The following is a 23,886-nucleotide window of genomic DNA, read 5'->3' on the forward strand; positions in this document are numbered from 1 at the left end:
GGGCCCGGACGGACGCTGCGGAGCAGGTGGGGGCGGGTGGGGGCTCAGGTGGCGATGCCGATGGCCTGCTTGACGGTGGCGGGGTCGGAGAGGGCGTGGAGCATGAAGTGGGCGACGTCGGCACGGGAGGCGAGGGCGCCGCCCCGGAGGTTCTGGTCGACGGCGGTGCGGTAGGTGGTGGAGAGCGGCTTGTCGGTGAGACGGGGCGGACGGACGGAGGTCCAGTCGAGGCCGCTGTCGCGGAGGATGTCCTCCATGAGGGCGAGGTCGGCGAAGTGCTTGCCCAGGAAGAGCTTGCCCATGGGGGCGCCGACATAGCGCATGAGGGGGCCCTCGCCCGGGTCGTGCTTGGGCGGGTTCGGACGGCCGGGCGACGGGGTGGTGGAGACCGGCGCGGCGCTGACGACGACGATCCGGCGGGCGCCGGTGGCCTGCATGGCCTCGACGATGGCGCGGGTGCCGACCGAGGTGATGCCGGTCTGGGCCCGTGAGCTGGGACCGAACGCGGACAGGACGCCGTCGGCGCCCTCGACCGCGCCGCGCAGCGCGTCGGCGTCGGGGTGGGTGAGGTCGGCGGTGACGGAGTGGACGTCCCGGGTGAGTCGCGCCGGATTGCGGACGACGGCCGTCACGTCGTGTCCCGCGTCGACCGCCTGATCGACCAGGAGCCGGCCGATCCCCCCGGTCGCCGCGAAGATCGTGAGCTTCATGTGGTGGCTCCCTGTGTGTGCGTGTGCTGTGCCAGGTTCAACGCGGCGCCCCACCACCGGGTTTCGGGGTGCGGGCGCCGGGCACTTGACGCACGGTCAGGAGCGGCCGTTCACGGGGCCGGTCAGGAACCGTTGTTCGGGGCCTGCTTCGGACGGGCGGCGATGGCACGGTGGTGCCGTACGACCTCGTCGATGATGAAGTTGAGGAACTTCTCGGCGAAGGCCGGATCGAGCTTGGCGTCCTCCGCGAGGCGGCGCAGCCGGGCGATCTGGTCGGCCTCGCGGGCCGGGTCGGCGGCCGGGAGGTGGTGGGCGGCCTTCAGCTCACCGACCTGCTGGGTGCACTTGAAGCGCTCGGCGAGCAGGTGCACCAGCGCCGCGTCCAGGTTGTCGATGCTGCCGCGCAGGGCGCGGAGTCTTTCCAACGCCTCCTCGTCGCTCACCAGTGAGTGCTCGGCGGTCGGCTGGTCGCTCATCTCGGTCTGCCATCCTGGTCGGTCCGTGGTGCTCGGCGGCGAGTTCCCGATCACCCTACCTATGTCACTCTTGAGGCATGGGACGGGTCACCGAGCGGCGCCGCGTACTGCGGATCAGGGACGGCGTGGCGGGGCACCGCGCGGACACGCTGGTGGCCGAGGAGCCGCTGGAGATCCGGCTGAACGGCAAGCCGCTCGCCATCACGATGCGCACACCCGGCGACGACTTCGCGCTGGCCACCGGCTTCCTGGTCAGCGAGGGCGTGCTCGCCGCGGCCGACGACGTCAGGTCGGTGGTGTACTGCGCGGGCGCCACCGCGGACGGCGTGAACACGTACAACGTCGTGGACGTCCAGCTCGCGCCCGGTGTCCCGCTTCCGGACATCTCGCTGGAGCGGAACGTTTATACGACGTCGTCCTGCGGGCTGTGCGGCAAGGCCAGCCTGGACGCGGTGCGTACGGCGACGCGGCTGCCGATCACCGATCCGGACTCCCCCAGGCTCACCCCGGCGCTGCTGTCCTCGCTGCCCGACCGGCTGCGCGCCGCGCAGGCCGTGTTCGACCGCACCGGCGGGCTGCACGCCGCCGCCCTCTTCGACGAGCACGGCGAGCTGCTGGACGCGCGGGAGGACGTGGGGCGGCACAATGCGGTGGACAAGCTGGTCGGCCGGGCGCTGCGCGAGGGCCGGCTGCCGCTGGCGGGACACATCCTCATGGTCTCGGGCCGCGCCTCGTTCGAACTGGCGCAGAAGGCCGTGATGGCGGGCATCCCCGTACTGGCCGCCGTCTCCGCCCCCTCCTCGCTCGCCGTCGATCTGGCCGCGGAGTCCGGTCTCACCCTCGTCGGCTTCCTGCGCGGCAACTCCATGAACGTGTACGCGGGCGAGTCCCGTATCGTGCTCGCGGCGGAGCACACCGGGTGACCTGGTCATCGGGTCACCGGGTCACCGGGTCATCAGGTCACCGGCTCATCGGGTGATCCGCTGAACAGGGCCGTCAGCGGCCGACGTCCCCGTCGTACCGCTCGCGGATGATGTCGGCGTGGCCAGCGTGCCGCGCCGTCTCCTCGATCATGTGGACCAGCACCCAGCGCAGGGACGGCGCCGGGGTCTCGCGCAGGGAGCGGGCGCCGGGGCGTTCGAGGTCGGCGCAGGCGGCGACGGTCTCGTTGCTGCGCAGGGCGGCGGCGCGGTAGGCGGCGATCAGGTCGGCGCCGCTCTCGTCGTCGGACGGCGGGATCTCGTCGTCCCGCAGCGGGAGGTCGGCGCCCTCGTAGGCCCAGACGAACCAGTTGAACTCGACGGCCGTGAGGTGCTTGACCAGGCCGAGGAGGCTGGTGCCCGAGGTGACGCCCGGCGCCTTCGCGACCTCGTCCGGCACGCCTTCCGCCTTGGCGACGACGGCCTCCCGCAGATAGTCGAGGAAGCTCAGCAGCGTCGTCGGCTCATCCGCGTTCAGCCCCGGCGGGCGCAGGTCGCCGCGGAGCGGCGGCGGGTCCGGCTGGTCGCGTGGCGTCGTCGTCCTGGTCATCGCGCCACGCTACCTCCGGGTCCGGCCGGCGTGCCCAGCGTTTACCTCCGGGTCCGGCCGGCGTGCCCAGCGTTTCGCGATCACCGCGCAGACCATGAGCTGCATCTGGTGGAAGAGCATCAGCGGCAGTACGGCGAGCCCGGCGCCGGACCCGAACAGCACGGTGGCCATGGGCAGTCCGGACGCCAGGCTCTTCTTGGACCCGGCGAAGACGATGGTGATCCGGTCGGCCCGGTCGAAGCCGAGGCGGCGCGCGCCGAAGGAGGTGAGGCCGAGCATCAGAGCGAGCAGCACCGCCTCCAGGACGAGCAGTTCCGCCAGCCGCGGCACCGCGACCTTGTGCCAGATGCCCTCGGCCATGCCCGCGCTGAAGGCGGTGTAGACGACCAGCAGGATCGACCCGCGGTCGACGTAGCCGAGCACCTTGCGGTGCCGGGTGAGGAACCCGTTGATCCAGCGGCGCAGCACCTGCCCGGCGACGAAGGGCGCGAGCAGCTGGAGGGAGATGTCGAGCAGCGCGTGCGCGTCGACGCCGGAGTCGCCGCCGATGAGGGCCGCGGCCAGCAGCGGGGTGAGGACGATCCCGGCGAGGCTGGAGAAGGACCCGGCGCAGATGGCGGCGGCGACGTTGCCGCGGGCGATCGAGGTGAACGCGATCGAGGACTGGATGGTGGACGGCAGCAGGCACAGGAAGAGGAAGCCGGGGTAGAGCTGCGGCGCCAGGACGTACGGGACCAGGCCGCGGGCGGCCAGGCCCAGCAGCGGGAAGGCGACGAAGGTGGCGGCGAGCACGGTGAGGTGCAGCCGCCAGTGGCGCAGCCCGGTCAGCGCCTCGCCGGTGGACAGCCGGGCGCCGTAGAGGAAGAAGAGCAGCGCGACCGCGCCGTTGCTGGCACGGCTCGCGGTGTGCGCGGCGGTCCCGGTCGCGGGCAGCAGCGCGGCGAAGGCGACGGTGGCGAGCAGGGCCGCGATGTACGGGTCGACGGGCAGCCGCTTGAGCAGCCTCGACCGCTTCGGGGCCCGCGGCGCGGAGTCCGTCGCGGCGGCCCGCGGCGCGGTATCTGTCACGGCCTGCGGCGCGGTGTCCGTCCCGGCGGCCTGCGGCGCGGTGTCTGGCGGGTCCTGCGGCGCGGTATCTGATGGCACCGCTCCAGCATCGTCGGGGCGTCGGCGATCGGGAAGCCCGGTTGCCGTACTCACTGTCATCACGGAACGCGATAGCCGGACTAGACTGGCGGGCATGTTCGATCCCGTGCAGCTGCGGACCTTCCTCGCCGTGGCACAGACGCTGAGCTTCACGCAGGCCGCGCAGCGGCTGGGGCTGCGGCAGTCCACGGTGAGCCAGCATGTGCGGCGCCTGGAGGAGGCGGCGGGCTGCCGGCTCTTCGCCCGCGACACCCACGGCGTGGAGCTGACCGAGGACGGCGAGGCCATGCTCGGCTTCGCCCGGACGATCCTGGAGGCGAACGAGCGCGCGGCCGGTTTCTTCACCGGCACCCGGCTGCGCGGACGGCTGCGCTTCGGCGTCTCGGAGGACTTCGTGCTGACCCGGCTGCCGGAGATCCTGGAGGGCTTCAGGCGCGAGCACCCCGAGGTCGACCTGGAGCTGACCGTCGAACTGTCCGGCACCCTCCACCAGTGGCTCGACGCGGGACGGCTCGACCTGTGCCTGGCCAAGCGGCAGGGGCCGAACGGCCCCGGACGGCTCGTGTGGCGCGACAAGCTGGTGTGGATCGGCGGCGAGCGGCTGCGCCTGGACCCGGACCGTCCGGTGCCGCTGATCGCCTTCCCTCCGCCCGGCATCACCCGCGCCCGCGCGCTGGAGGTGCTGGAGCGCGACGGGCGGCCCTGGCGGGTGGCGTGCACCAGCGCCTCGCTCAGCGGTCTGGTCGCGGCGGCCCGCGCGGGCCTCGGCGTGATGGCGCACGCGCAGGGCCTGGTGCCCGCCGGGCTGGTACGGCTGCCCGCCCGGTCCGGGCTGCCGGAACTGGGCGCGGTGGACTTCGTCCTGCTGCACGGGCGGCGGCAGGCCCGCGCCCAGGACGCGGCCGACGCGCTGGCCTCGGCGATCCTCGCGGGCGGCGACCGGCTGCACAAGCCGCTGCCCTGACCAGGCGCGGGGCCGGGCGCGGGGCGGATGACGCGGGGCCGGGCGCGGGGCCGAACGACGCGGAGCCGCGGGCGGGGCCGGGCACGGGGCGCACGTGGCCCCTGGGACAGTGGAGCGCCAGTGACCGGTCGGCGCAGATTTGGTGGAGATAAAAGTACGGCGGCGGAAGCATCGGAAACGGCCGCGTGGGCACGACTCCCTTGTGAGACGCGGTCATACGCCCGCCACCAGCACAGATGTCCGATAACACGGCCCTGCCACGGCCCTCCCGCCCGTGCGGCGGATCGGATAGCTTACGGGCCCCGCACTGTGCGGTATGAGGAGAGCACCCGTTGCGCGAGTTCACCGTCCCCCCCATGGCCACGACGCCACAGGCCGGAGGTTTGGCGGATGCCGTGTTCGGCAACGCACGACAGGCCCCCGACAAGGTGGTGTTCGGCCGCGCGGACGAGGACGGCGTCTGGCAGGACGTGACGACGAGCGAATTCCGCGACCAGGTGCTCGCGGTGGCCAAGGGGCTGCTGGCCGAGGGCGTACGGTTCGGCGACCGGGTCGCGATCATGTCCCGTACCCGGTACGAGTGGACGCTGTTCGACTTCGCGCTGTGGGCGATCGGCGCCCAGTCCGTACCGGTCTATCCGACCTCCTCCTCCGAGCAGGTGCGGTGGATGCTGCACGACTCGGGCGCGGTGGCGGCGGTCGTGGAGCACGAGGACCACGCCATGACGATCGGCGCGGCCGTGGACGAACTGCCCGCGCTGACCCGGCTGTGGCAGCTCGACTCCGACTGCGTGAGCGAACTGTCGGAGGCCGGGCGGCAGATCGGCGACGACGTCGTGGAGCGGCACCGCCTCGCCGTCACACCCGACGCCGTCGCCACCGTCATCTACACCTCGGGCACCACCGGGCGGCCCAAGGGCTGTGTCCTCACGCACGCCAACTTCATGGCGGAGACCGAGAACGTGGTGGCCCGCTGGGAGCCGGTCTTCCGGAGCAAGCCGGGCGAGGAGCCGTCCACACTGCTCTTCCTGCCGCTGGCGCACGTCTTCGGCCGCATGGTGGAGGTCGCCGCGGTACGGCACCGGATCCGCCTCGGCCACCAGCCGAGCATGACGGCCGCCGAACTCATCCCGAGCCTCGCCGCCTTCCGGCCGACGTTCGTCCTGGCCGTGCCGTACGTCTTCGAGAAGGTCTACCAGGGCGCGCGCCGCAAGGCGGAGGCGGGCGGCAGGCTCGGGCCGTTCGAGAAGGCGGTCGACGTCGCGGTGCGGTACGCGGAGGCGGTGGAGGCGCGGGCCTTCGGCACCGGGCCAGGTCCGAGCACGGGCCTGCGGATGCAGCACCAGCTCTACGAGAAGCTGGTCTACAGCAAGGTCCGCGACGCGCTCGGCGGCCGGGTGCGGCACGGGATCTCGGGCGGCTCGGCGATGGACCGGCGGCTCGGCCTGTTCTTCTCCGGCGCGGGCGTCACGATCTACGAGGGCTACGGCCTGACCGAGACGACGGCCGCCGCGACCGCGAACCCGCCGGAGCAGACGCGTTTCGGCACCGTCGGCCAGCCGGTGCCCGGCACCACCGTGGCCATCGCCGACGACGGCGAGATCTGGCTGAGCGGCGGCCAGGTCTTCCACGGCTACCTCAACAACGCCAAGGCCACCGAGGAAGTGCTGCGGGACGGCTGGCTCGCCACCGGGGACCTGGGCGCGCTCGACGAGGACGGTTATCTGACGATCACCGGCCGCAAGAAGGAGATCCTGGTGACCAGCGGCGGCAAGAGCGTGTCGCCGGTCGCGCTGGAGGAGCGGGTGCGGGCGCACCCGCTGGTCGCGCAGTGCGTGGCCGTGGGCAACAACCGGCCCTTCGTCGCCGCGCTGATCACCTACGACCGGGAGGCCGTCGAGCACTGGCTGCGGATGCGCGGCAAGCCGAATCTGCCCGCCACCGAGCTGGTGCACGACCCGGACCTGGAGGCGGAGATCCGGCGGGCCGTGGTCGCCGCGAACACCCTTGTCTCGCAGTCCGAGTCGATCCGCACCTTCCGCATCCTGGCGGCGCCGTTCTCGGAGGAGCGCGGCACCTTGACGCCGTCGCTGAAGCTGAAGCGGCGGGCGATAGAGAACGCGTACGCGCGGGAGATCGAGGCGCTCTACCGGGGCTGAGGCGGGAGCCCGGCCCGCCGGGCCTGCGTCAGGGAGCCCACGTCAGGGGCTGGCCCTACGCCAGGGGCTGCCGGTCGCCGGATGCGGCCGGTCCGCCTGGTGCGGCCGGTACCGCCGCGCCCGACAGGCCGCCGTCCGCCTCGTTGAGCTGCCGGATGCGCGCGCTCAGGTCCGTACGCCAGTCGACGGTCTCCGACTCGACGTGGCCGCGCACCGTCGTGACGAGCCGGGCGACGAGGGCCAACTGGCGCTCGACCTCGGCCGGTTCGAGCGGTCCCGAGGTACGGGCGGCGGCTCCTCCCGGCCCGGCCCGCAGCACGTCGGCGGCCCATTCGAGGCGTACGGCGTTCAGCTCGCCGCGCAGCGCGTGGGCGACGGTGATGTCCCGCATCCAGCCCGCGGACAGCCCGAAGAAGTGGTCGAATCCCTTGCAGCCCGCGGCGAGGGCGAGCAGGACGTATCCCCAGCCCTGCCCGGAGCCGCCGCTCGCCGCGGTGGCCAGCGGCACGGCCGTACCGGCCACCGCCAGGGCGATGGCCAGCGCCTGGAGCGTGCGGGAGGCGGTGCGCTTGCGCCGCTTGTCGCGCTGGTACCAGTCGATGGCGTCCTGCGCCTCCTGCTCGGCCCAGGCGCGCAGCCGCGCCAGCGCCTCGCGCTGCCCGTCCGGTCCTTCGACCGCGATGTCGGGGAAGGGCCTGCCGCCCAGATCGCGGGCCTGCCGTTGCCGCCGCCCGGTCCCGGACGCGCCCGTCGGCGTACCGCCGCCGTCCACCTCAGTCATCCGGCGAGGCTACCGGCTGCCGCGCCGCCGTCACGTCCGGTCGCGGTAACGCGCCGTTTCACAGGGCGAGTTCACCGCCGAGCCGTGGGATTTCCGCACCCACAAGCCCCGCAGGATCCCCACCGAGCCCGAGGGGCGCCGTGTGACGCGTATACGGAAACGTGCGGCGCGCTGACGGGACGTGGGGCCGAAGGGCGTGCGCGAGCCATCGCGGTGTCCGGTTCCCGCCGCGCCCGTCCGCGCCGTGCGGGGGACGGGCGGTCGGCGGCACCTGCGGTGCGCTGGACCGCGCCGCGCTCGGGCCGGTCGGACCCGGCCGCGCGGAACCGGTGAATCCGGACAACGGCACCCGCCTCGGGCCGGATCCGGACCCTTCGGCCAGACGTAACACTGGCCTCACCACGTAACCGGCGCGCAAGGTCCCGGGTGAACCCCTGTTCACCTGGGGCCTCTAGCATTTCGCACATGCTGGACTACGACGTGGAGGCGGCGCGTTACGACGCCACGCGCGGCGGTGTGCCGCGGGCCCGGTCAGCGGCCCGCGCGATCCTCGCCCTGGTGCCCGAACGCGCGGGCACACTGCTGGACATCGGCTGCGGTACGGGTCTGGTCACCGGGCTGCTCGACCGGCCGGGACTGCGGGTGTTCGGCGTCGACTCCTCCGAGGGCATGGCCCAGGTGGCCGCCGAGCGCCTCGGCGCCTCGGTGGTGCTGGGCAACTGCCATCGGCTGCCCTTCGCCGACGCGTCCTTGGACGCGGTGAGCGCGGTGTGGCTGCTGCACCTGCTGCCGGACGCGCCCGCGGTGGTCGCCGAGTGCGCCCGCGTACTGCGGCCCGGCGGGGTGTTCGTGACGACGGTCGACAAGGACTCGGGCCACGACATGAACAGCGACGTGGACGAACTGCTGGCGCCGTACCGGGTGCGGAAGGCGTACGACGCGGCCCCGCGGATCCTGGCCGTCGCCTCGGAGCACGGGCTGCGCAGGGCGGGCGAGGCGCGCTTCACCGGCCACGGGCAGGGCCGCTCCCCCGAGCGGACCGCCGGGGATCTGGAGCGCGGCTACTACGCGTCGGCGCTGGCGCTGGACGACGAGCAGGCCGGCGCGCTGGTGCGGCGGCTGGCGCTGCTTCCCGGCCAGCAGGTGCCGCGCCCCGACCCGGTGTACCGGCTGCTGGCGCTGCGCAAGGAGAGCTGAGGGGCGACGCCGGACCGGCCGGGGAGGGCCGGCCGGCGCCGGGCGGCCGTGCCGGTCACTCATTGGCGAGGTCGGCCAGGCTCGCGAGGGTCCACGCCTCCGCCGCCTCGTGCGTGACGCCGAGGCCGGCGAGCGCTCTGGCGGCGGGTTCCTGGTCGTCGCTGAGGACGCCGAGCAGGATGTGTTCGGTGCCGATGTAGTTGTGGCCGAGCCGCAGGGCCTCGCGCAGCGCCAGGTGGAGGGTCTTCTTGGCGGCGGGGCTGACCGGGAGGTTGCCCTTGAGAGGCTCTTCCTCGGTGCCGGGGGTGGAAACGGCGGCGCGGACGGCTTCCGCGCTGACGCCGAGGGCGCCGAAGCACAGGGCGGCGAGGCCGTGGGGCTCGTCCAGCAGGCCGAGGACCAGGTGCTCGGGTGCCACGGCGCTGTGCCTGGCGCCGCGGGCCTCCTCCTGTCCGGCGGCGACGGTCTTGCGGGCGCGCGCGGTGAAGCGGTTGAAGCCCGCCTCCACGCTCAGATACTCCAGGTCCTCGGGGACCTTGGGCACGAACCGCTTCTGCGCGGCCTGCTTGCTCACCCCCATGTGCTGGCCGATGTCGGTCCAGGAGGCGCCCGCCCTGCGGGCCTGGTCCACGAAGTGGCCGATGAGGTGGTCGGCGATTTCGCCGACGTGGGTGGCGACGGCCACCGCGTGCTGGAGGTCTTCGAGCGGTTCGCTGCCGGGGTGCTGTTCCTTGACGTAGTCGATGAGGTCGTCGAGTCGTACCGGGTGTTGGGTCATGCGTCAACGTTAGGTTGACGATTCCTCGGTCGTCAACCTTCAGTTGACGATTAGCTCTTTCTTGACCGATCATTCTCAATGACCCTAGGGTCATCGGCATGGCGAGGAGCAAGGAATTCGACCCGGACACGGCGCTCCAGGCGGCACTTGAGCTGTTCTGGCGGCGCGGTTACGAGGCCACGTCGATGGCCGACCTCGTCGAGGCGCTGGGCATCGCGCGGGCGAGCGTCTACGCCACCTTCGGCAGCAAGCACGAGCTGTATCTGCTGGCGCTGCGCCGCTACGGCGAGCTGTGCGACCCGCGGCTGCTGGAGGAGTTGTCACAGCCGGGGCCCGCGCTGCCGGGGGTACGGGCGGTGGTGACCCGCTTCGCCGAGGAGTCCGCGCGCGACGAACTGCGGCGCGGCTGCTTCATGACCAACACCGCGGTGGAACTGGCCCCGCACGACCGGGCCGCGGCCCGCCGGGTGGAGGCGAGCTGGGACCTGCTGGAGGCCGGGCTGACCTCGGCGCTGCTGCGGGCCCGCGCCCAGGGCGAGCTGCCCGCCGGGCGGGACCCGCGGGCGCTGGCCCGCATGCTCCTGGTGCTGCTCCAGGGGATCCGCGTGGTCGGCAAGGCCGGCGGCGACCCGGAACGCCCGCGCGACGCCGCGGCGCAGGCGCTGGCCCTGCTCGACTGACCGGACGGGTCGGAGCCCCCTTTTGGCGACCGATCGTTCTCATTCCCGTAGGCACCCAAGGCATCTGGAGAGCCGTCATGTCCGACACCTTCACCGGCAGGGCCGTCCTCGTCACCGGCGGCGGCAGCGGTATCGGGCGGGCCGTCGCGCTCGCCTTCGCCCGTGCGGGCGCCCGCGTCGCCGTCGCCGGGCGGAGCGAGCGGACTCTCAAGGAGACGGTCGCCCTCATCGCGGCCGAGGGCGTCGGCGAGGCCGCCGCCGTACCCGCCGACATCACCGTCGCGCCGGACGTCGAGCGCCTGGTCGACGCCGTGACAGCCCGCTTCGGCGGCCTCGACGTGGCCGTGAACAACGTCGGCGTCATCACCCCTCCCGCCCCGGTCGCCGACATATCCGAGGCCGACTGGCGGCACAGCCTCGACACCAACCTGACCGGGCTGTGGCTCTCCATGAAGTACGAGATCGGCTACATGCGGGCGCACGGCGGCGGCGCCGTCGTCAACGTCGCCTCCAACATCGGCGCCCACCGCCGCGTTCCCGGCCTCGGCGCGTACACCGCGGCCAAGGCCGCCGTCAGCGCCCTCACCCGCGCCGCCGCCCTCGACCACATCGGTGACGGCGTCCGGATCAACGCCGTCAGCCCCGGCGCCGTCGACACCCCCATGTCCTCACGCCCCGGCGAGACCCCCGCCGCCAAGGCCGCCCGCCTGCGCGCCCAGATCCCCCTCGGCCGCGCGTCCAGCGTCGCCGAGATCGCCGCCGCCGTCCTCCACCTCGCCTCCCCCGCGGCCACCTCCACCGTGGGCACCGACCTGGTCATCGACGGCGGCGCCACGGCCTGACCGGCGGCGGCGTCAGGTCGGTTCACGCCGTCGTCGCGCGGGTCGGTTCCTCGCGAACCGGTTCCTGGTGGGTGGGTTCCTGGTGGATGGGCTCCTGGTGGATGGGCTCCTCGCGGGATCGCTCCTCGCCGGGCCGCTTCTCCTGAGATGGGGCGGGGCGCGGCGGGGTGAGCCATGTGCGCAGCAGGGAGTGCAGGGCCTCGGCTCCGACGAGGGGGGCGGGCGGCACCGGGAGTTCGACGGGGGTCAGGAGGAAGGGGTGGCTCTGCGGGCCGCCCAGGCCCCCGTGGGAACCGGCCTGTTCCTCGAAGGCGTGCACGGCTCCGGAGCGCGGATCGCAGGCGGAATTGACCATGAGGTCGGCGATGTGGGGGAAGCCGTCCGCCCGCAGCACGGCGTCCGCGGCGCCCTCGCCGAAGGGCGCGAGCGGGTCGTCGCCCTTGATCCGCCCGGTGGCCAGCTCGCGCTGCGAGCCGTCGGGGCCGAGCACGAGCGGACCGCGCTCGGCGCTGTGCACGAGCACGAAGCCGATACCGGGGTGCCCGGTGAGCGCGTCAAGGAGCGCGGGCGAGCGGCGGTCGATCTCCTCCAGCGTGGCCCGCCCCTCGATCTCGGGGAAGGCGACGAGCCCGAGGTTGCCCGAGGCCAGCACGACCGGCTGCGACGCGGGCCCCGCGCACTCGGCCTCCTCCTGCGCCCACCGCTCCTGCTCGGGGCGGCGCAGCGCGGTGCGGGCCGCCGCCCGCGCCTCGGCGCCGCGCGCCGCGCGCCGCCTGGCCTGCCGTTCGGTCCCGGCCAGCCCGCAACCGGCCCGCACCAGTTCGCGGAAGGTCACCCCGTACGCGCTCTCGAAGGTCTCGCCCTCGCTCTGCCCGTGGTCGGACAGCAGGACGATGCGGTACGGCCGGGGCGCGTACCGCGAGGCGTCGGCGATCAGCGCCACCGAGCGGTCGAGCCGGCCCAGCACCTTGCGCGCGTCCTTGCTGCGCGGGCCCGAGTGGTGGGCGACCTCGTCGTACGCCACGAGGTCCGCGTAGACGGCGGTCCTTCCGGCCAGCATGTCGCCGATGACGGCGGCCACGGCCACGTCCCGTTCCACGACGGTGGCGAAGGCGCGCAGCAGCGGGTAGAGGCCGCCGCGCTTGATCCGGGGCCGGTCCCGGCGCAGCCGCGACGCCGTCGACTCCCCGATCTCGCGGCACACCTCGGCGCTGAACGACCAGGCGGTGCGCACCGCGTTCGCCGGGTCGGAGAAGTAGGCGAAGTAGCCGGATCTGGAGCGGCTGAACTTGTCGCGGCGGGCCGCCACCGACATCACCAGCGCGGACTGTTCCGCGCCGCCGGTGAACAGATTGCCGCGGCTGGCGCCGTCCTCGGCGAGCAGGCCGCGAAAGCCGGTACGGGCCACCGCGCGGCGCTCCAGTTCCGCGGCGCTGGAGGGCCGGTTGCAGACCATCAGCTGGCCGGTCTCCTTTTCGAACCAGCGGAAGGCGGGCACGTCGTGGTTCGTGCCGTGCAGGATGGCGAGCTGGCTCGCGCCGGTCTGGCTGCTCCAGTCGGTGCGCCACGGGGTGAGCCGGTGGGTGGTGCCGAGCCAGCCGGCCAGGGTCGGCATCGCGGGCGGCGCGGAGGTGAGGGCGTCGCGCAGCACGTCGTGGCCGACGCCGTCGAGTTGCAGGAAGACCGTGCCGGGCGTGGTGGGCAGCGGCGGGTCGCTCGCGCGGGTTCTGCGGCCCGCGAGCCGGGCGAGCCTGCGGCCGTACGCGGCGTCGTCCCGTACCGCGAGGGCGGTGCTGGTGGCGGAGGACGTCGCGGACATCACGGCGGCGATCACCACGGCGGTGGCCGGGGCGACCTGGCCGCGGCCGTCGGGGGTGAAGCGCAGGGCGACGAGCAGCAGCGAGCCGTTGAGGAAGAAGACCAGGGCGCCGAGCACGAGCGCGGGCACCAGCAGCAGGGCGCGGACCAGCAGCGGCCACACGAGCGCGCTCAGTACGCCGAAGGCGCCCGCGCCGATCGCCGAGGTCACCGCGATCTGGGTGGGGCTGTCGCCGTTGGGAGCCTCGAGGCGGAAGTCGGGGAGCACCCAGGCGAGTACGGCCAGGGTCGCGCTGGAGACCATCCACACAGCGAGCACCCGGCCGACGGCCCTCACCACGCTCCGGCCGACGGCCCGTTCCCGTCTCTTCGCAGGCTGCGGCACACCTCCACAGTGCCATACCGCCCGCCGCGTCCCGGCGCCCCGTCGGGCCGCGCGCCGGGCCCGGCCCTCGGCAGGGCATACGCTCGGGCCTGCGAGGGTGTGCGCGGGCACGGTACGAGTCCCCTGACCGGGGAGGTGCGACGCGTGTGTGCGATACGGGCGCCCTGGACGGATGCCGGGAAAGGACGGGCGCGGTGGCGGTGGAGATCACGTGGTGGGGTCATGCCACGGTGACCGTGCGGGACTCCGGGGTGCGGGTGCTCACCGACCCGCTGTTCACCCGGCGGCTCGCCCATCTGCGCAGGCGGCGCGGCGCCGTACCGCCCGCGTCGGCGACCGCGGCCGACGCCGTACTCATCTCTCATCTGCACGCCGACCACCTGCACCTGGACTCGGTGCGGCGGCTGGCGGCGGGCACCACCGTGGTCCTGCCGCGCGGCGCGGTCGCCGCGGTGCCGGGGCTGCGGCGGCTGCGTGACCGGCTGCGGCTGGTGGAGGTCGGCGCGGGCGACTCGCTCCTGGTACGCGGCGCGGACGGCGGGGAGCTGACGGTCAGGGCGGTGCCCGCCGCGCACGACGGACGGCGGCTGCCGTACGGGCCTGAGCGCTCCCCCGCGCTCGGCTATGTGGTGGAGGGGGCCGCGCGCACGTACTTCGCCGGGGACACCGGGCTGTTCGACGGGCTGGCCGACGCGGTCGGCCCCTGCGACGTGGCGCTGCTGCCGGTCGGCGGCTGGGGCCCCTTCCTCGGGCACGGGCATCTGGACGCGGCGCGGGCCGCGCGGGTGCTGGCCGATCTGGCGCCGCGAGCCGCGGTGCCGGTGCACTACGGCACATTCTGGCCGATCGGCATGGACGCGGTACGGCCGCACGAATTCCACACGCCCGGTGAGGAGTTCGTGCGGATCGCCGCCCGGCTGGCCCCGCGGGTGTCGGTGCACCGGCTCGACCACGGGCAGTCGGTGCTGGTCGAGGACGCCGGGCGGGAGAGCCGCGGGTGATCGGTTTCCTGGCGTCGGCCGCCGCCAATTCCCCCGCGTCCGAGACCACGCAGCAGGCCATAGGTTATCCGTCGCTGTTTTTGCTGGTGTCGCTCGGCTCGCTGGTGCCGGTGGTGCCGACCGGCGCGGTGGTCTCCAGCGCGGCCGTCGTCGCCTTCCACCAGTCGCAACCCCCGCTCGCGCTGCTCGGGGTGTTCCTCGTGTCGTCCTTCGCCGCCTTCCTCGGCGACGTGGCGCTGTACTGGCTCGGCCTGCGCGGGGTGCGGTCCCGCAACGGCTCGCGCTGGCTGCACCGGCTCCAGGACCGGGTGGACAACACGACGCTGGAGAAGGCGCAGAACCGGCTGGACGCGCACGGCGCGGCCGTCCTGGTGCTGTCCCGGCTGATCCCGGCGGGCCGTATCCCGGTGATGGTGGCGTGCCTGCTGGGCGAGATGTCGCTGCGGCGGTTCGTCCGCGGCGACATCCCGGCCTGTCTGGTGTGGGCGGCGGCGTATCAACTGGTCGGCATCCTGGGCGGGTCGCTGTTCCCCGAGCCGTGGCAGGGGGTGGCGCTCGCGGTGGGGCTGACGTTCGCCTTCGCGGCGGGGCCCATGGTCGTGCGGCGGCTGCGCCGCAAGTAGGCCGCGCGCCGCAAGCGGGGGCAGCCCGTCCCGCGATCAGGCCGCCGGGCTTGCCCTCACGGCGTGCCGTGCCTCGGCGTGGCGTGCCCTCACGGCGTGCCGGACAGCACCCGTGAGCCGCCGATCGGCAGGTCCCACAGGTCGTCGCGGGGGCGGCCGGTCGCGGCCCACGCGGCGTGCAGCCGGGTGAGCGGTTCAAGCGGCGGCTCGGCGGAGAGCAGGAACGTCGCCCAGTGCATGGGCGCCATCGCGGTCGCGCCCACGTCGAGGCAGGCGCGTACGGCCTCTTCCGGGTCGGTGTGCACGGTGCTGAGCATCCAGCGCGGCGAGTAGGCGCCGATCGGCAGCAGCGCGAGGTCGATGCCGGGGTGGGCGCGGCCGATCTCGCGGAACCAGTGGCCGTAGCCGGTGTCCCCGGCGAAGTAGACGCGCCGCCCCGAGCCGTCGGTCAGCACCCAGCCGCCCCACAGCGAGCGGCAGGTGTCGGTGAGCGTGCGCTTGCTCCAGTGGTGCGCGGGGACGAAGTCGAAACGGACACCGCCCAGTTCCGCCGCCTCCCACCAGTCGAGTTCGGTGACCCGCGTGAAGCCTCGGCGGCGGCACCAGGCGGCCAGGCCCGCGGGCACGAACAGCGCGGTGTCGCGCGGCAGCCGCTTCAGCGTCGGCGCGTCGAGGTGGTCGTAGTGGTTGTGGCTGATGACGACGGCGTCCACGGGGGGCAGCGTCTCCCAGGGCACGCCCACCGGGGTGACCCTGGCCGGGGTGCCGGGGATCCGGCGGGACCACACCGGGTCGGTGAGCACGGTCAGCCCGCCGATGCCGATCACCCAGCTCGCGTGTCCCACCCAGGTGAGGCTGACCGTGCCCGCCGTCGTCGCGGGCAGCGGTCCCTGCTCGACCGGCAGCGACGGCACCTGCGCGAGCGCGGCGGCCGGCGGGCGCATGCTGCGTTCCCGTACCGAGCGCAGGACGTCGCGCAGCCCCGGCAGCGGGTCCGTCAGCCGGTCGGCGAACGACGTGGGCCAGGTCCTCAGCTCGCCCAGCGGACGCGGACCGGCGAGGGTGTTCTCGCTCTCGGCGAGGGTGCGCTCGCTCTGATCGGTCATCGGGACTCCCATCCGTCACGGTCTCGGCGCCCTCGGCGACACTCGCCGGGCAACAGCGGGCCGGGGCGGCGGCCCCGGCGGTTCCGGCCGGGCCGGGAAGCCCGGCGGGACCGGCGGGACCCGTGGCCGCGGCACAGGGTGTGGGGAGGGTGGGCGAGGCGCGTGTGGCCCGCCCGGCCGTCCCGAACACCGCTCGCACCCACCGGATCCCCGATCATCGTTCATCGACCTACCCAAAAAATAGGTCAGGTCCCACGCCCCCGCGATCCGGTGTCCGCCGATTCGCCGATGTCGGCGGATTCACCGATGCCCGCGGATTCGCCGATGCCCGCGGATTCGCCGACCGCCCCGCGCGCGGGGCCCGACCCGCCCTCCGGGTACCCGGTGGCGTGGCCGCTGACGGCGACGGCCAACGCGGCCAGCGCGGCGACGACATGCGGGACGGCGAGCGGGTCGGGCGCTGCCAGCGCGACACGGCGCTCGTCCTCGGTGGCGCCGTGCAGGTGACCCGTGCTGATCCGCACGCGCGGCTCGTCCGGGTCGTCGCCGAAGCGGTGGCCGCCGAGTACGGGGTAGCCGAGGGCCGCGGTCAGCCGCTCCTCCAGCGCGGCGGCGTCCAGGCCGGGCGCGGGCAGCGTCGGATAGAGTTGGAAACCGGCGCGCGGCGGACGGCAGGTCGCCCCCGCGCCGGTGATCGCGCGGAAGGCGGCAGCGGCGGTACGCGCGTGCAGCCGGTTGGCCGCAGCGGTGCGGTCGGTGACCTCCGCGGGCTCAGTGAGGACGTATCCGGTGGCGGCGGCGACCGGATACGGCAGCACGGCGCGCAGCGCGGCGAGTACGTCGAGGGCCCGCTCCCGCCAGGCCGCGCCGTGGGCGGTGGCGGGGAAGCGGGCGAGCGCGGCGGGCACCGCGGCCGGGACCAGCGTGGCGCCCAGGTCGGCCAGGACGACGGTGTGGTCGGGCAGCATCTCGGCCGGGCTGAGCAGCACCGTGTCGCGGTGGTGGAGCGTGTCGGAGTACGTCTCGTCGGAGACGATCAGCAGCCCCGCCTCCGCCGCGGCCTCGCACGTCTCGTGCAGCAGCTCGGGCGCGGTGACGGTGCCGGTCGGGTCGTCGGCGGCGGACAGCACCAGCAGCCGCGGGTCGGCGCCCGCGGCGCGCGCCCGCCGTACGGTCTCCAGCAGCGCGAAGGGGTCGGGCACGCCGCCCTCGGGCGGGGTGGGCGCGGTGTGCACCCGGCGGCCGAGCAGCCGGGCCACCGGGGCCTGCCACGCGGGAGCGGGGCGGGCCAGCACCGGGTCGCCGTCGACGGCGGCGAGCAGCGCGAACAGCAGCGGCTCCGCGCCGGGCGCGGCGAGCACGTGGCCCGCGCGGCAGGGCAGGCCGCGCCGGGCCCAGTAGCCGCAGGCGGCGTCGAGCAGCCGCGGGCCGCCGCCCGGGACCTCGGCGCCGGGCCGGGCGTCGGCGGTCCGTTCCCGCCAGTACGCGGGCAGCGGCAGTCCCGAGTCGGGTCGCAGGTCGTACCGCGGGCCGAGCCGCATCCGGTTACCTCCGCTGCGTAGGTGGGCACCCCTGGGGCCCACTTTCTCCCGCGGCGGCGCGGTCCGCATCCGACGCAACGGCGCGGTCCGCATCCGACGGAACGGCCGGTGGAGCGGCCGACGGCCGAGCGCGCGGGTGAGGAGGCGGCGGCGCGCCCCGCGTTCAGCGCAGCAGCAGTGCGGGCAGGTCGCGCATCTCGTCGAAGACCGTCGTGCCGGGGCCTTCGAGCCAGCCCGCGGGGGTGAGTCCGCCGCAGTAGCCGTACGCGCGCATGCCCGCCGCGCGGGCCGCGGCCACCCCGTACCGGCTGTCCTCGACGACCACGCAGCGCGCGGGCTCGACGCCGAGGCTGCGGGCCGCGTGCAGGAAGAGGTCGGGGGCGGGCTTGCCGTGCTCGACCTCGCTCGCGCTGAAGATCCGGCCCTCGAAACGCTCGTAGAGCCCGGTGAGGCCAAGCGTGTGGCGCAGCCCCTCGTGGCTGGTGCTCGACGCGACACAGCTCGGCAGGGTGAGCGCGTCCAGGGCCTGCGTGATGCCGTCGACCTCGGTCAGGTCGGCGTCGAACGCCTCCTGGTAGAGGTGCCGGTAGGGGGCGTCCCAGTCCTCGGGCAGGGAGCGGCCCAGGTGTTTCTCGATGGCGGTGGTCATGTCGCGGTAGGAGCGGCCCACGAAGCGTTCCACGATCTCGGCCTCGCTCAGCGGCCAGCCGACCGCGGCGAGCACGAACGCGTCCACCTTCACCGCGATCTTCTCGCTGTCGACCAGCACACCGTCGCAGTCGAAGATCACGAGTTCCGGCTCTGGCCAAGGGGCGTGCGGGTGAGCTTCGTTCACCCGGTGAGACTACAGCGGCGGCGCCGGCGGACGGCGGACACGGGGGCGGCGGCGCGGGTGCGGTACCGGTGGGTCCGTGGGCGGGTACGCGGGTGCGGTACCGGCGGATACGCGGTCGGGTACCCGGGTGCGGTACCGGCGGATACGCGGGCGGCCGTCCGTGACGGAACGGCAACGGCCTTGATCAGGCGGTGTGCCGCGGCCAGGCGTGGGTAACCGGCCCGCATGACGTATCCCTGGAAGAACTGGGACAAGGCGCTGTTCGCCGAGGTGGCGGAGCGCCACTGGCCGGGCGCGGAGCCGGTGCTGCCCCGGCTGAGCAGTGCCGCGAACCACGGCCGGCTGTGGTTCGCCGTCGCCGCGGGCGTCGCGGCCACCGGCGGCAGGACCGGACGCCGGGCGGCGGCGCGCGGACTGGGCTCGCTGGCGCTGGCGTCGCTGACGGTCAACACCGCGGGCAAGGGCGCGGTACGGCGGTCGCGGCCGATACTCGACACCGTCCCGGTCATACGGCGGCTGCACCGCCAGCCGATCACCTCGTCGTTCCCCTCGGGTCACGCGGCCTCGGCCGCCGCCTTCGCCGCGGGCATGGCGATCGAGTCGCCGCGCTGGGGCCTGGTGATCGCGCCGCTCGCCGCGAGCGTGGCCTTCTCACGGATCTACACCGGAGTGCACTATCCGAGTGACGTGGTGGCGGGCGCGGCCCTGGGCCTTGGCGCCGCCGCCGTCGTACGCGCCCTGGTGCCGCCCGCTCCGGGAAAGCCGGAGCCGGGCGCCGACGCGCAGGTGCCGTCGCTGCCCGAGGGCCGCGGGCTGCACGTGGTGGTGAACTCCGCGTCGGGGCCGCCGCCGCTGCTGTCGGCGCCCGTCGACCGGATCGCCGCCGCGCTGCCCGAGGCGTCGGTCGGTGAGTGCACCGAGGACGACGACCTGCTGGAGATGCTGGAGAAGGCGGCGCGCACGGCCGTGGAGCAGGGCGGCGCGCTCGGGGTGTGCGGCGGTGACGGCACGGTGTGCCTGGCCACGGCCGTCGCCCTGCGCCACCGGCTGCCGCTGGCGGTCTTCCCCGGCGGCACCCGTAACCACTTCGCGCTCGACCTCGGCCTGGAGACCGTCGAGGACACCGCGAAGGCGGTCGCGGCGGGCCGGGCGGCCAATGTGGACGTGGCCCGGCACACCAGCCTGGACTCGCCGTACAGCGAGTCGGCGCCCTTCCTCAACACCTTCAGCATCGGGTCGTACCCGGAGCTGGTACGGGTACGGGAGCGCTGGTCGCGGCGGGTGGGGAGCTGGCCCGCCAGTGTGCTGGCCGCCGTGCACGTCCTGCGGACCTGCGAGCCGGTGGACATCGAGGTGAACGGACGGCCGCGCTCGGTGTGGCTGATCTTCGCGGGGAACTGCCGCTACTCCAGCGTCGGGCTCGCCCCGGTGCGCCGCCGCGACCTCAACGACGGCGTGCTGGACGTGCGCATCGTGGACGGCGGGCCCTTCGCCCGTACCCGGCTGCTGGGCGCGGCCCTCACCGGGGTGCTGACCCGGTCGCCGGTGTACACGTCGGCGACCGTACGGCGGCTGCGGCTGCGGCTGCCCGGCGAGGGCGTCCACCTCGCCTACGACGGTGAGGTGGCACCCGCGCCCGGTGAGCTGCTGCTCGACAAGGTGCCCGGCGGGCTGGTGGTGTACCGGGGCTGACCGGGTCCGGGGGGCGTGCCGGGGCCTGCTCGGAGCCGCCTCAGGCGGCTCGGGCGGGGTTGACGACGCGGGCGGCGGTCAGTTCTGGCCGCCGACCAGCCCGGCCAGGGCGCGGACGCCTTCGCCCGAGATGCTCAGCGAGTCGGGGCTGCCGGTGTCGATGGACAGGATCAGTTCGTCGGAGGGCCAGGCGCCGCTGAGCACGGCGAGCTGGACCAGCCGGTAGCGGCTGGTCGTCGGCAGCGCTTCGGCCATCCGGGTCTCGGAGGTGAAAACGGGCACGAGCTGGCGGCCGTCCTCCTGTTCGTACACCGGGAGCTGGATCTGCCGGGGAGGCTCGCCGCCGTTGGGGTCCTCGTCCACGCCCGGCACCGGCAGCAGGACTTCGCAGACCGCGAGCGTGCTGAGGGCGACGACGTTCTCGCTGCCGTGGGCGATCTCGCGCAGCGCGCGCTGCGCCGGGGGCAGGCCGCTGTCCGGGTCGAGGCCGTCGGGGGTGATGTCGGTCATCGCTTCTGGTTCCTCTCGCCGCTTCTGGCGTCAACGGTGCTCGGATCCCCCGCACGTACCCGGCTGAGCCGAGAGCATGCGGTCCACGAGGTGAAATCGCGTTGCCAGGACCCGCTGGCCGCTGGTTACGGTGCGTCCATGGTTGCCAGAACCCCCGCTCACACGGTGCTCGAAGGCCGTTTCGTCCGCCTCGAACCGCTCGCTCCCGGCCATGTGCCCGATCTGTTCGCCGCGGGCGGCGGTGACGAGGAGGTGTGGCGCTGGCTGCCGGTGGAGCCGCCGCGCACCGAGGACGAGCTGCGCGATCTCGCGGTACGGGTCGCCGCCGACGCGGAGGCCGCGGGCGGTCTCGCCTTCGCCGTCGTGGAGCGGGCGGGCGGCCGGGCCGTCGGCTGGACGACGTACCACGACGTGAGCGCCAGGGACGAGCGGCTGGAGATCGGCTGGACCTGGTACGGCCGCGCCCATTGGCGGACCCCGGTCAACACCGAGGCCAAGCTGCTGCTGATGGGCCATGCCTTCGAGGAGCTGGGCATGGGGCGGATCTGCTGGAAGACGGATCATCTCAACATCAGGTCGCAGCGGGCCATCGCGCGGCTCGGCGCGGTCCGCGAGGGGGTCTGGCGCCGCCACCGGCTGCGCTCGGACGGTGTGACGTGGCGCGACAGCGTCTTCTTCTCGATGCTGGCCGAGGAGTGGCCGGAGGCGAAGCGGCGGTTGCGGGCGCGGCTGGAGGGCGGCGCGGAGGCGGGGGCCGGACGGGTCGGGGCGGGCTGACGGTCCGGGGTGGGCCGACCGTGGGCCGACGCTGTTCGGGGAAGGGCGTCGGCCCACGGTCGGCGGCTGGCGGTCACGCGGTCGGCGGTCACGCGGTCGGCGGTCTCGCGGGGGCTGGTCTCACTCGTACTCCGTGCCGCCTTTGCGGGTCAGGTAGGCGTCGCTGACGACCTTGGCGATGGCCCGGCCGCCGAGCACGTCGCTGTAGCGGTCGTCGGCCGTGCGCACCACGACGCCCTCGCGCAGGTGCAGGCCGCGGCCGGAGACCGTCTCCGTGCCCTGGGCCAGCGCCAGCACCGCCTCCTGGTCGAAGGGGCCCTCGAACAGCTTGGGCACCAGCGGCACTTCGCCCGCCAGCAGCGCGAAGGCGTCCAGCCAGCGCACCCGCCCGCCGATGTCCGCGCACACGTCGAACGCCGCGTAACCGGGCGCGCCCTGCGCGCGGGCGTCGGCGCCGTAGCCGAGATCCTGCACACCGCTGCCGTACACCTCGCCGTAGACGCCGATCCGGTCGGCGCCCAACCGCTCGGCGAGCCGGGCCGCGACGGCGGGAAGGCCGTGGCCGAGGACGGCGCGCCAGTAGAGATTGCGGTCGGTCTCGGTGAGGGCGAGGCGCTGTCCGCCGAGGCCCTTGGACGTGACGTGCACGGCGCCGCTGTCCGCGTAGTAGGTGAGGCAGCAGGCCGTGCCGTGCAGCTTCTCGGTGACGGTGACCGGATCGCCCGGCGCGAAGATGTCCGGATAGCGCTTGAGGTTCTCGATGTCGATCCAGGGCAGCAGGTCGGGCGCCGACTCCACGTCGCCGCTCATCGACACCGGCACCGGAGGCACCCATTTGACGATGCCGAGCCGTTCGGCGAAGTCCGCTCCCCCGGCGGCGGCCCGCTCCAGATCCGTACCGTCGAGCGCGGCCGGGCGGCAGACGATGCCCTGCGACAGCTCGCCGCGCAGCCGGACCGCCCTGACGCGGTTCGCGGCGCTTCCGGCCAGCCTGCCGGTCAGGCCCAGCTCCGTGATCAACGGCTCGGGCAGCACGGCCTGTTCGGGGATGTAGACGGCGAAGTCGCCGCTGCGGTAGGCGCCTTTGGCGACCACGGCGCGGTAGAGGCCGACCTGCGCCAGTTCGAGCGCGTCGGCGTTGGGGTGGTCGAGGATGGTGAGCCGCTCCGCGGTCACGCGCAATGTGGACATGACGGTCCCCCCGTATGTGGTGGTCGGATGGTGGTGGTCGGGTGTTCTCCCCGACGATCACTGTGGCGGGGGGCGCGGGCGCCCGGCCACCGGTTTTCGGCGCGGTGCGGCGGGGGGACCGGGGCGGGCGTGTGCGAGTCTCTTGGTGTGCGATACATCATCATCGGAGCGGGAGCGGTCGGCGGCACGATCGGCGGGCGGCTGTTCGACGGCGGTCACGAGGTCGTCCTGGTGGCACGCGGCGGCCATCTCGACGCGCTGCGCGAGCGGGGCCTGCGGCTCGAACTGCCGGACCGCACGATGACGTTGCCCGTGCCCGTCGCGGACGGGCCGGAGGCGCTGCGGGCGCGGCCCGACGACGTGCTGGTGCTGGGCGTCAAGACGCAGGACACGGCGTCGGTGCTGACGCGGTGGGACGGGTACGGGGTCGGCTCGGACGGTGCCGGTCCCGCCGTGGTGTGCGCGCAGAACGGGGTCGAGAACGAGCGGCTGGCGCTGCGCCACTTCCCGAACGTGCACGGGATGTGCGTCTGGCTGCCGGCCTCCCACCTGGAGCCGGGTGTCGTGCAGGCGCCGGGTGCGCCGCTGTCCGGGATTCTGACCTTGGGCCGCTATCCGTCGGGCGCGGACGACACGACGCGGCGGATCGCCGCCGACCTTGAGGGCTCGGGCTTCGCGGCGCCGGTCTCGCAGGACGTGATGGCGTGGAAGTACGGCAAATTGCTGTCGAATCTGGGCAACTCCCTGGAGGCGGTGTCCGGTCCGATCGGTGAGGGGCCGCTGTTCGAGGTGTATCAGCGGGCCCGCGCGGAAGGAGTCGCGGTGCTGGACGCGGCCGGTGTCGCGCACGTCAGCCAGGAGGAGCAGGCCCGCGTGCGCGGCGACCGGGTGGAGTTGCTGCCCGTCAACGGCGGTGAGCGCGGCGGCGGTTCGTCCTGGCAGAGCCTCACCCGGGGCACCGGCTCCATCGAGGCCGACTACCTCAACGGCGAGATCGTGCTGCTCGGCCGCCGCTTCGGCGTGCCGACGCCCGTCAACGAGGCGCTGCGCCGTACCGCCAACTCCTTCGCCCGCGACGGCCGCCGCCCCGGTGACCTGACGGCGGACGAGACGGCGGCGCTGGTCGCCGCGAGCCGGGTGTAGG

Annotated in this window: 23 protein-coding genes; 11 read left to right on the forward strand and 12 right to left on the reverse strand. The window is 74.2% G+C overall.

Translation table 11 applies throughout. From position 1 onward, the window contains the following. Positions 1-44: 44 nt before the first annotated feature. Positions 45-710 carry an NAD(P)H-binding protein gene (locus tag ACIOC1_RS20730; protein ID WP_355339358.1) on the reverse strand — a complete coding sequence of 222 codons (666 nt, stop codon included), beginning with the start codon at positions 708-710 and terminating at the stop codon, positions 45-47. A gap of 122 nt (positions 711-832) precedes the next feature. Next, positions 833-1,186, reverse strand: coding sequence for a chorismate mutase (locus ACIOC1_RS20735; protein WP_391119403.1), 354 nt, complete (start codon positions 1,184-1,186; stop codon positions 833-835). A 77-nt stretch (positions 1,187-1,263) separates the two neighbouring features. On the opposite strand from ACIOC1_RS20735, the gene fdhD reads away from it, so the two are divergent. Beyond that, positions 1,264-2,109, forward strand: a complete 846-nt coding sequence (gene fdhD / locus ACIOC1_RS20740; protein ID WP_391163725.1) for a formate dehydrogenase accessory sulfurtransferase FdhD — start codon at positions 1,264-1,266, stop codon at positions 2,107-2,109. Positions 2,110-2,182: 73 nt separating this feature from the next. On the opposite strand, the gene ACIOC1_RS20745 is transcribed toward fdhD, so the two are convergent. Together ACIOC1_RS20745 and ACIOC1_RS20750 are read right to left on the reverse strand one after the other, a co-directional pair. Continuing rightward, on the reverse strand, positions 2,183-2,716 hold the full coding sequence (locus ACIOC1_RS20745) for a DUF664 domain-containing protein (protein ID WP_391051352.1): 534 nt from the start codon (positions 2,714-2,716) through the stop codon (positions 2,183-2,185). Positions 2,717-2,725: 9 nt separating this feature from the next. After that, positions 2,726-3,718 (reverse strand): bile acid:sodium symporter family protein, encoded by a 993-nt coding sequence (locus ACIOC1_RS20750; RefSeq protein WP_401856105.1) that lies wholly within the window; start codon positions 3,716-3,718, stop codon positions 2,726-2,728. Positions 3,719-3,956: 238 nt separating this feature from the next. Between ACIOC1_RS20750 and ACIOC1_RS20755 the strand changes: the two genes are divergently transcribed. Next, a complete protein-coding gene (locus ACIOC1_RS20755; protein ID WP_401855915.1) occupies positions 3,957-4,826 on the forward strand; it encodes a LysR substrate-binding domain-containing protein in 870 nt (289 codons plus the stop codon). Between the two features lie 332 nt (positions 4,827-5,158). Next, the gene (locus tag ACIOC1_RS20760; protein ID WP_401855918.1) at positions 5,159-6,985 is read left to right on the forward strand and encodes an AMP-dependent synthetase/ligase; all 1,827 of its coding nucleotides are present in this window, start codon (positions 5,159-5,161) and stop codon (positions 6,983-6,985) included. 55 nt (positions 6,986-7,040) lie between these two features. Here ACIOC1_RS20760 and ACIOC1_RS20765 read toward each other — a convergent pair whose 3' ends face one another. Further along, a complete protein-coding gene (locus ACIOC1_RS20765; RefSeq protein ID WP_401855920.1) occupies positions 7,041-7,766 on the reverse strand; it encodes an SLATT domain-containing protein in 726 nt (241 codons plus the stop codon). A 465-nt stretch (positions 7,767-8,231) separates the two neighbouring features. On the opposite strand from ACIOC1_RS20765, the gene ACIOC1_RS20770 reads away from it, so the two are divergent. After that, on the forward strand, positions 8,232-8,963 hold the full coding sequence (locus tag ACIOC1_RS20770; protein WP_391163720.1) for a methyltransferase domain-containing protein: 732 nt from the start codon (positions 8,232-8,234) through the stop codon (positions 8,961-8,963). Between the two features lie 55 nt (positions 8,964-9,018). On the opposite strand, the gene ACIOC1_RS20775 is transcribed toward ACIOC1_RS20770, so the two are convergent. Beyond that, entirely contained in the window at positions 9,019-9,741 is a 723-nt protein-coding gene (locus ACIOC1_RS20775) for a Clp protease N-terminal domain-containing protein (protein WP_401855922.1), read from the reverse strand. Positions 9,742-9,839: 98 nt separating this feature from the next. On the opposite strand from ACIOC1_RS20775, the gene ACIOC1_RS20780 reads away from it, so the two are divergent. Beyond that, positions 9,840-10,421: a TetR family transcriptional regulator gene (locus tag ACIOC1_RS20780; RefSeq protein WP_391163718.1), complete on the forward strand. Its 582-nt coding sequence runs from the start codon at positions 9,840-9,842 to the stop codon at positions 10,419-10,421. A gap of 77 nt (positions 10,422-10,498) precedes the next feature. Continuing rightward, entirely contained in the window at positions 10,499-11,263 is a 765-nt protein-coding gene (locus ACIOC1_RS20785; protein ID WP_401855925.1) for an SDR family NAD(P)-dependent oxidoreductase, read from the forward strand. Positions 11,264-11,285: 22 nt separating this feature from the next. Here the strand turns inward: ACIOC1_RS20785 and ACIOC1_RS20790 are convergent, their stop codons facing one another. Further along, a complete protein-coding gene (locus ACIOC1_RS20790; protein WP_401856106.1) occupies positions 11,286-13,385 on the reverse strand; it encodes an alkaline phosphatase family protein in 2,100 nt (699 codons plus the stop codon). Between the two features lie 275 nt (positions 13,386-13,660). On the opposite strand from ACIOC1_RS20790, the gene ACIOC1_RS20795 reads away from it, so the two are divergent. Both ACIOC1_RS20795 and ACIOC1_RS20800 read left to right on the forward strand, forming a co-directional pair. Then, positions 13,661-14,467 carry an MBL fold metallo-hydrolase gene (locus ACIOC1_RS20795; RefSeq protein WP_355339328.1) on the forward strand — a complete coding sequence of 269 codons (807 nt, stop codon included), beginning with the start codon at positions 13,661-13,663 and terminating at the stop codon, positions 14,465-14,467. Continuing rightward, complete coding sequence (locus ACIOC1_RS20800; protein WP_391163714.1) at positions 14,464-15,090, forward strand: VTT domain-containing protein; 627 nt, start codon at positions 14,464-14,466, stop codon at positions 15,088-15,090. Before ACIOC1_RS20795 ends, ACIOC1_RS20800 begins: the two co-directional genes overlap by 4 nt. Positions 15,091-15,179: 89 nt before the next feature. On the opposite strand, the gene ACIOC1_RS20805 is transcribed toward ACIOC1_RS20800, so the two are convergent. The 3 genes from ACIOC1_RS20805 to ACIOC1_RS20815 form a co-directional block, all read right to left on the reverse strand. Beyond that, positions 15,180-16,196: an MBL fold metallo-hydrolase gene (locus tag ACIOC1_RS20805; protein WP_401311431.1), complete on the reverse strand. Its 1,017-nt coding sequence runs from the start codon at positions 16,194-16,196 to the stop codon at positions 15,180-15,182. 245 nt (positions 16,197-16,441) lie between these two features. Beyond that, positions 16,442-17,737, reverse strand: a complete 1,296-nt coding sequence (locus ACIOC1_RS20810; protein ID WP_401855929.1) for a pyridoxal phosphate-dependent aminotransferase — start codon at positions 17,735-17,737, stop codon at positions 16,442-16,444. 163 nt (positions 17,738-17,900) lie between these two features. Continuing rightward, entirely contained in the window at positions 17,901-18,527 is a 627-nt protein-coding gene (locus ACIOC1_RS20815; protein ID WP_401856107.1) for an HAD family hydrolase, read from the reverse strand. 270 nt (positions 18,528-18,797) lie between these two features. Between ACIOC1_RS20815 and ACIOC1_RS20820 the strand changes: the two genes are divergently transcribed. After that, the gene (locus ACIOC1_RS20820) at positions 18,798-20,264 is read left to right on the forward strand and encodes a phosphatase PAP2 family protein (protein WP_355339316.1); all 1,467 of its coding nucleotides are present in this window, start codon (positions 18,798-18,800) and stop codon (positions 20,262-20,264) included. Positions 20,265-20,342: 78 nt separating this feature from the next. Here ACIOC1_RS20820 and ACIOC1_RS20825 read toward each other — a convergent pair whose 3' ends face one another. Continuing rightward, positions 20,343-20,774 carry an SseB family protein gene (locus ACIOC1_RS20825; RefSeq protein ID WP_401855932.1) on the reverse strand — a complete coding sequence of 144 codons (432 nt, stop codon included), beginning with the start codon at positions 20,772-20,774 and terminating at the stop codon, positions 20,343-20,345. A gap of 138 nt (positions 20,775-20,912) precedes the next feature. On the opposite strand from ACIOC1_RS20825, the gene ACIOC1_RS20830 reads away from it, so the two are divergent. Continuing rightward, the gene (locus ACIOC1_RS20830) at positions 20,913-21,551 is read left to right on the forward strand and encodes a GNAT family N-acetyltransferase (RefSeq protein WP_391051339.1); all 639 of its coding nucleotides are present in this window, start codon (positions 20,913-20,915) and stop codon (positions 21,549-21,551) included. 120 nt (positions 21,552-21,671) lie between these two features. Here the strand turns inward: ACIOC1_RS20830 and ACIOC1_RS20835 are convergent, their stop codons facing one another. Then, complete coding sequence (locus ACIOC1_RS20835; RefSeq protein ID WP_391163711.1) at positions 21,672-22,742, reverse strand: RNA ligase (ATP); 1,071 nt, start codon at positions 22,740-22,742, stop codon at positions 21,672-21,674. A 147-nt stretch (positions 22,743-22,889) separates the two neighbouring features. Here ACIOC1_RS20835 and ACIOC1_RS20840 point away from each other — a divergent pair, with 147 nt between their 5' ends. Further along, positions 22,890-23,885: a ketopantoate reductase family protein gene (locus tag ACIOC1_RS20840; RefSeq protein ID WP_401855936.1), complete on the forward strand. Its 996-nt coding sequence runs from the start codon at positions 22,890-22,892 to the stop codon at positions 23,883-23,885. Position 23,886: the final 1 nt, after the last annotated feature.

It is taken from the genome of Streptomyces sp. NPDC088197 (assembly GCF_044741185.1).
GTDB lineage: Bacteria > Actinomycetota > Actinomycetes > Streptomycetales > Streptomycetaceae > Actinacidiphila.

Coding starts and splice junctions, on each gene's coding strand:
- ACIOC1_RS20775 (WP_401855922.1), bottom strand. CDS start 9,741: ATGACCCAACACCCGGTACGACTCGACGACCTCATCGACTACGTCAAG.
- ACIOC1_RS20755 (WP_401855915.1), top strand. CDS start 3,957: ATGTTCGATCCCGTGCAGCTGCGGACCTTCCTCGCCGTGGCACAGACG.
- ACIOC1_RS20765 (WP_401855920.1), bottom strand. CDS start 7,766: ATGACTGAGGTGGACGGCGGCGGTACGCCGACGGGCGCGTCCGGGACC.
- ACIOC1_RS20820 (WP_355339316.1), top strand. CDS start 18,798: ATGACGTATCCCTGGAAGAACTGGGACAAGGCGCTGTTCGCCGAGGTG.
- ACIOC1_RS20770 (WP_391163720.1), top strand. CDS start 8,232: ATGCTGGACTACGACGTGGAGGCGGCGCGTTACGACGCCACGCGCGGC.
- ACIOC1_RS20780 (WP_391163718.1), top strand. CDS start 9,840: ATGGCGAGGAGCAAGGAATTCGACCCGGACACGGCGCTCCAGGCGGCA.
- ACIOC1_RS20790 (WP_401856106.1), bottom strand. CDS start 13,385: ATGGTCTCCAGCGCGACCCTGGCCGTACTCGCCTGGGTGCTCCCCGAC.
- ACIOC1_RS20835 (WP_391163711.1), bottom strand. CDS start 22,742: ATGTCCACATTGCGCGTGACCGCGGAGCGGCTCACCATCCTCGACCAC.
- ACIOC1_RS20825 (WP_401855932.1), bottom strand. CDS start 20,774: ATGACCGACATCACCCCCGACGGCCTCGACCCGGACAGCGGCCTGCCC.
- ACIOC1_RS20785 (WP_401855925.1), top strand. CDS start 10,499: ATGTCCGACACCTTCACCGGCAGGGCCGTCCTCGTCACCGGCGGCGGC.
- ACIOC1_RS20730 (WP_355339358.1), bottom strand. CDS start 710: ATGAAGCTCACGATCTTCGCGGCGACCGGGGGGATCGGCCGGCTCCTG.
- ACIOC1_RS20735 (WP_391119403.1), bottom strand. CDS start 1,186: ATGAGCGACCAGCCGACCGCCGAGCACTCACTGGTGAGCGACGAGGAG.
- ACIOC1_RS20805 (WP_401311431.1), bottom strand. CDS start 16,196: ATGACCGATCAGAGCGAGCGCACCCTCGCCGAGAGCGAGAACACCCTC.
- ACIOC1_RS20810 (WP_401855929.1), bottom strand. CDS start 17,737: ATGCGGCTCGGCCCGCGGTACGACCTGCGACCCGACTCGGGACTGCCG.
- fdhD (WP_391163725.1), top strand. CDS start 1,264: ATGGGACGGGTCACCGAGCGGCGCCGCGTACTGCGGATCAGGGACGGC.
- ACIOC1_RS20830 (WP_391051339.1), top strand. CDS start 20,913: ATGGTTGCCAGAACCCCCGCTCACACGGTGCTCGAAGGCCGTTTCGTC.
- ACIOC1_RS20745 (WP_391051352.1), bottom strand. CDS start 2,716: ATGACCAGGACGACGACGCCACGCGACCAGCCGGACCCGCCGCCGCTC.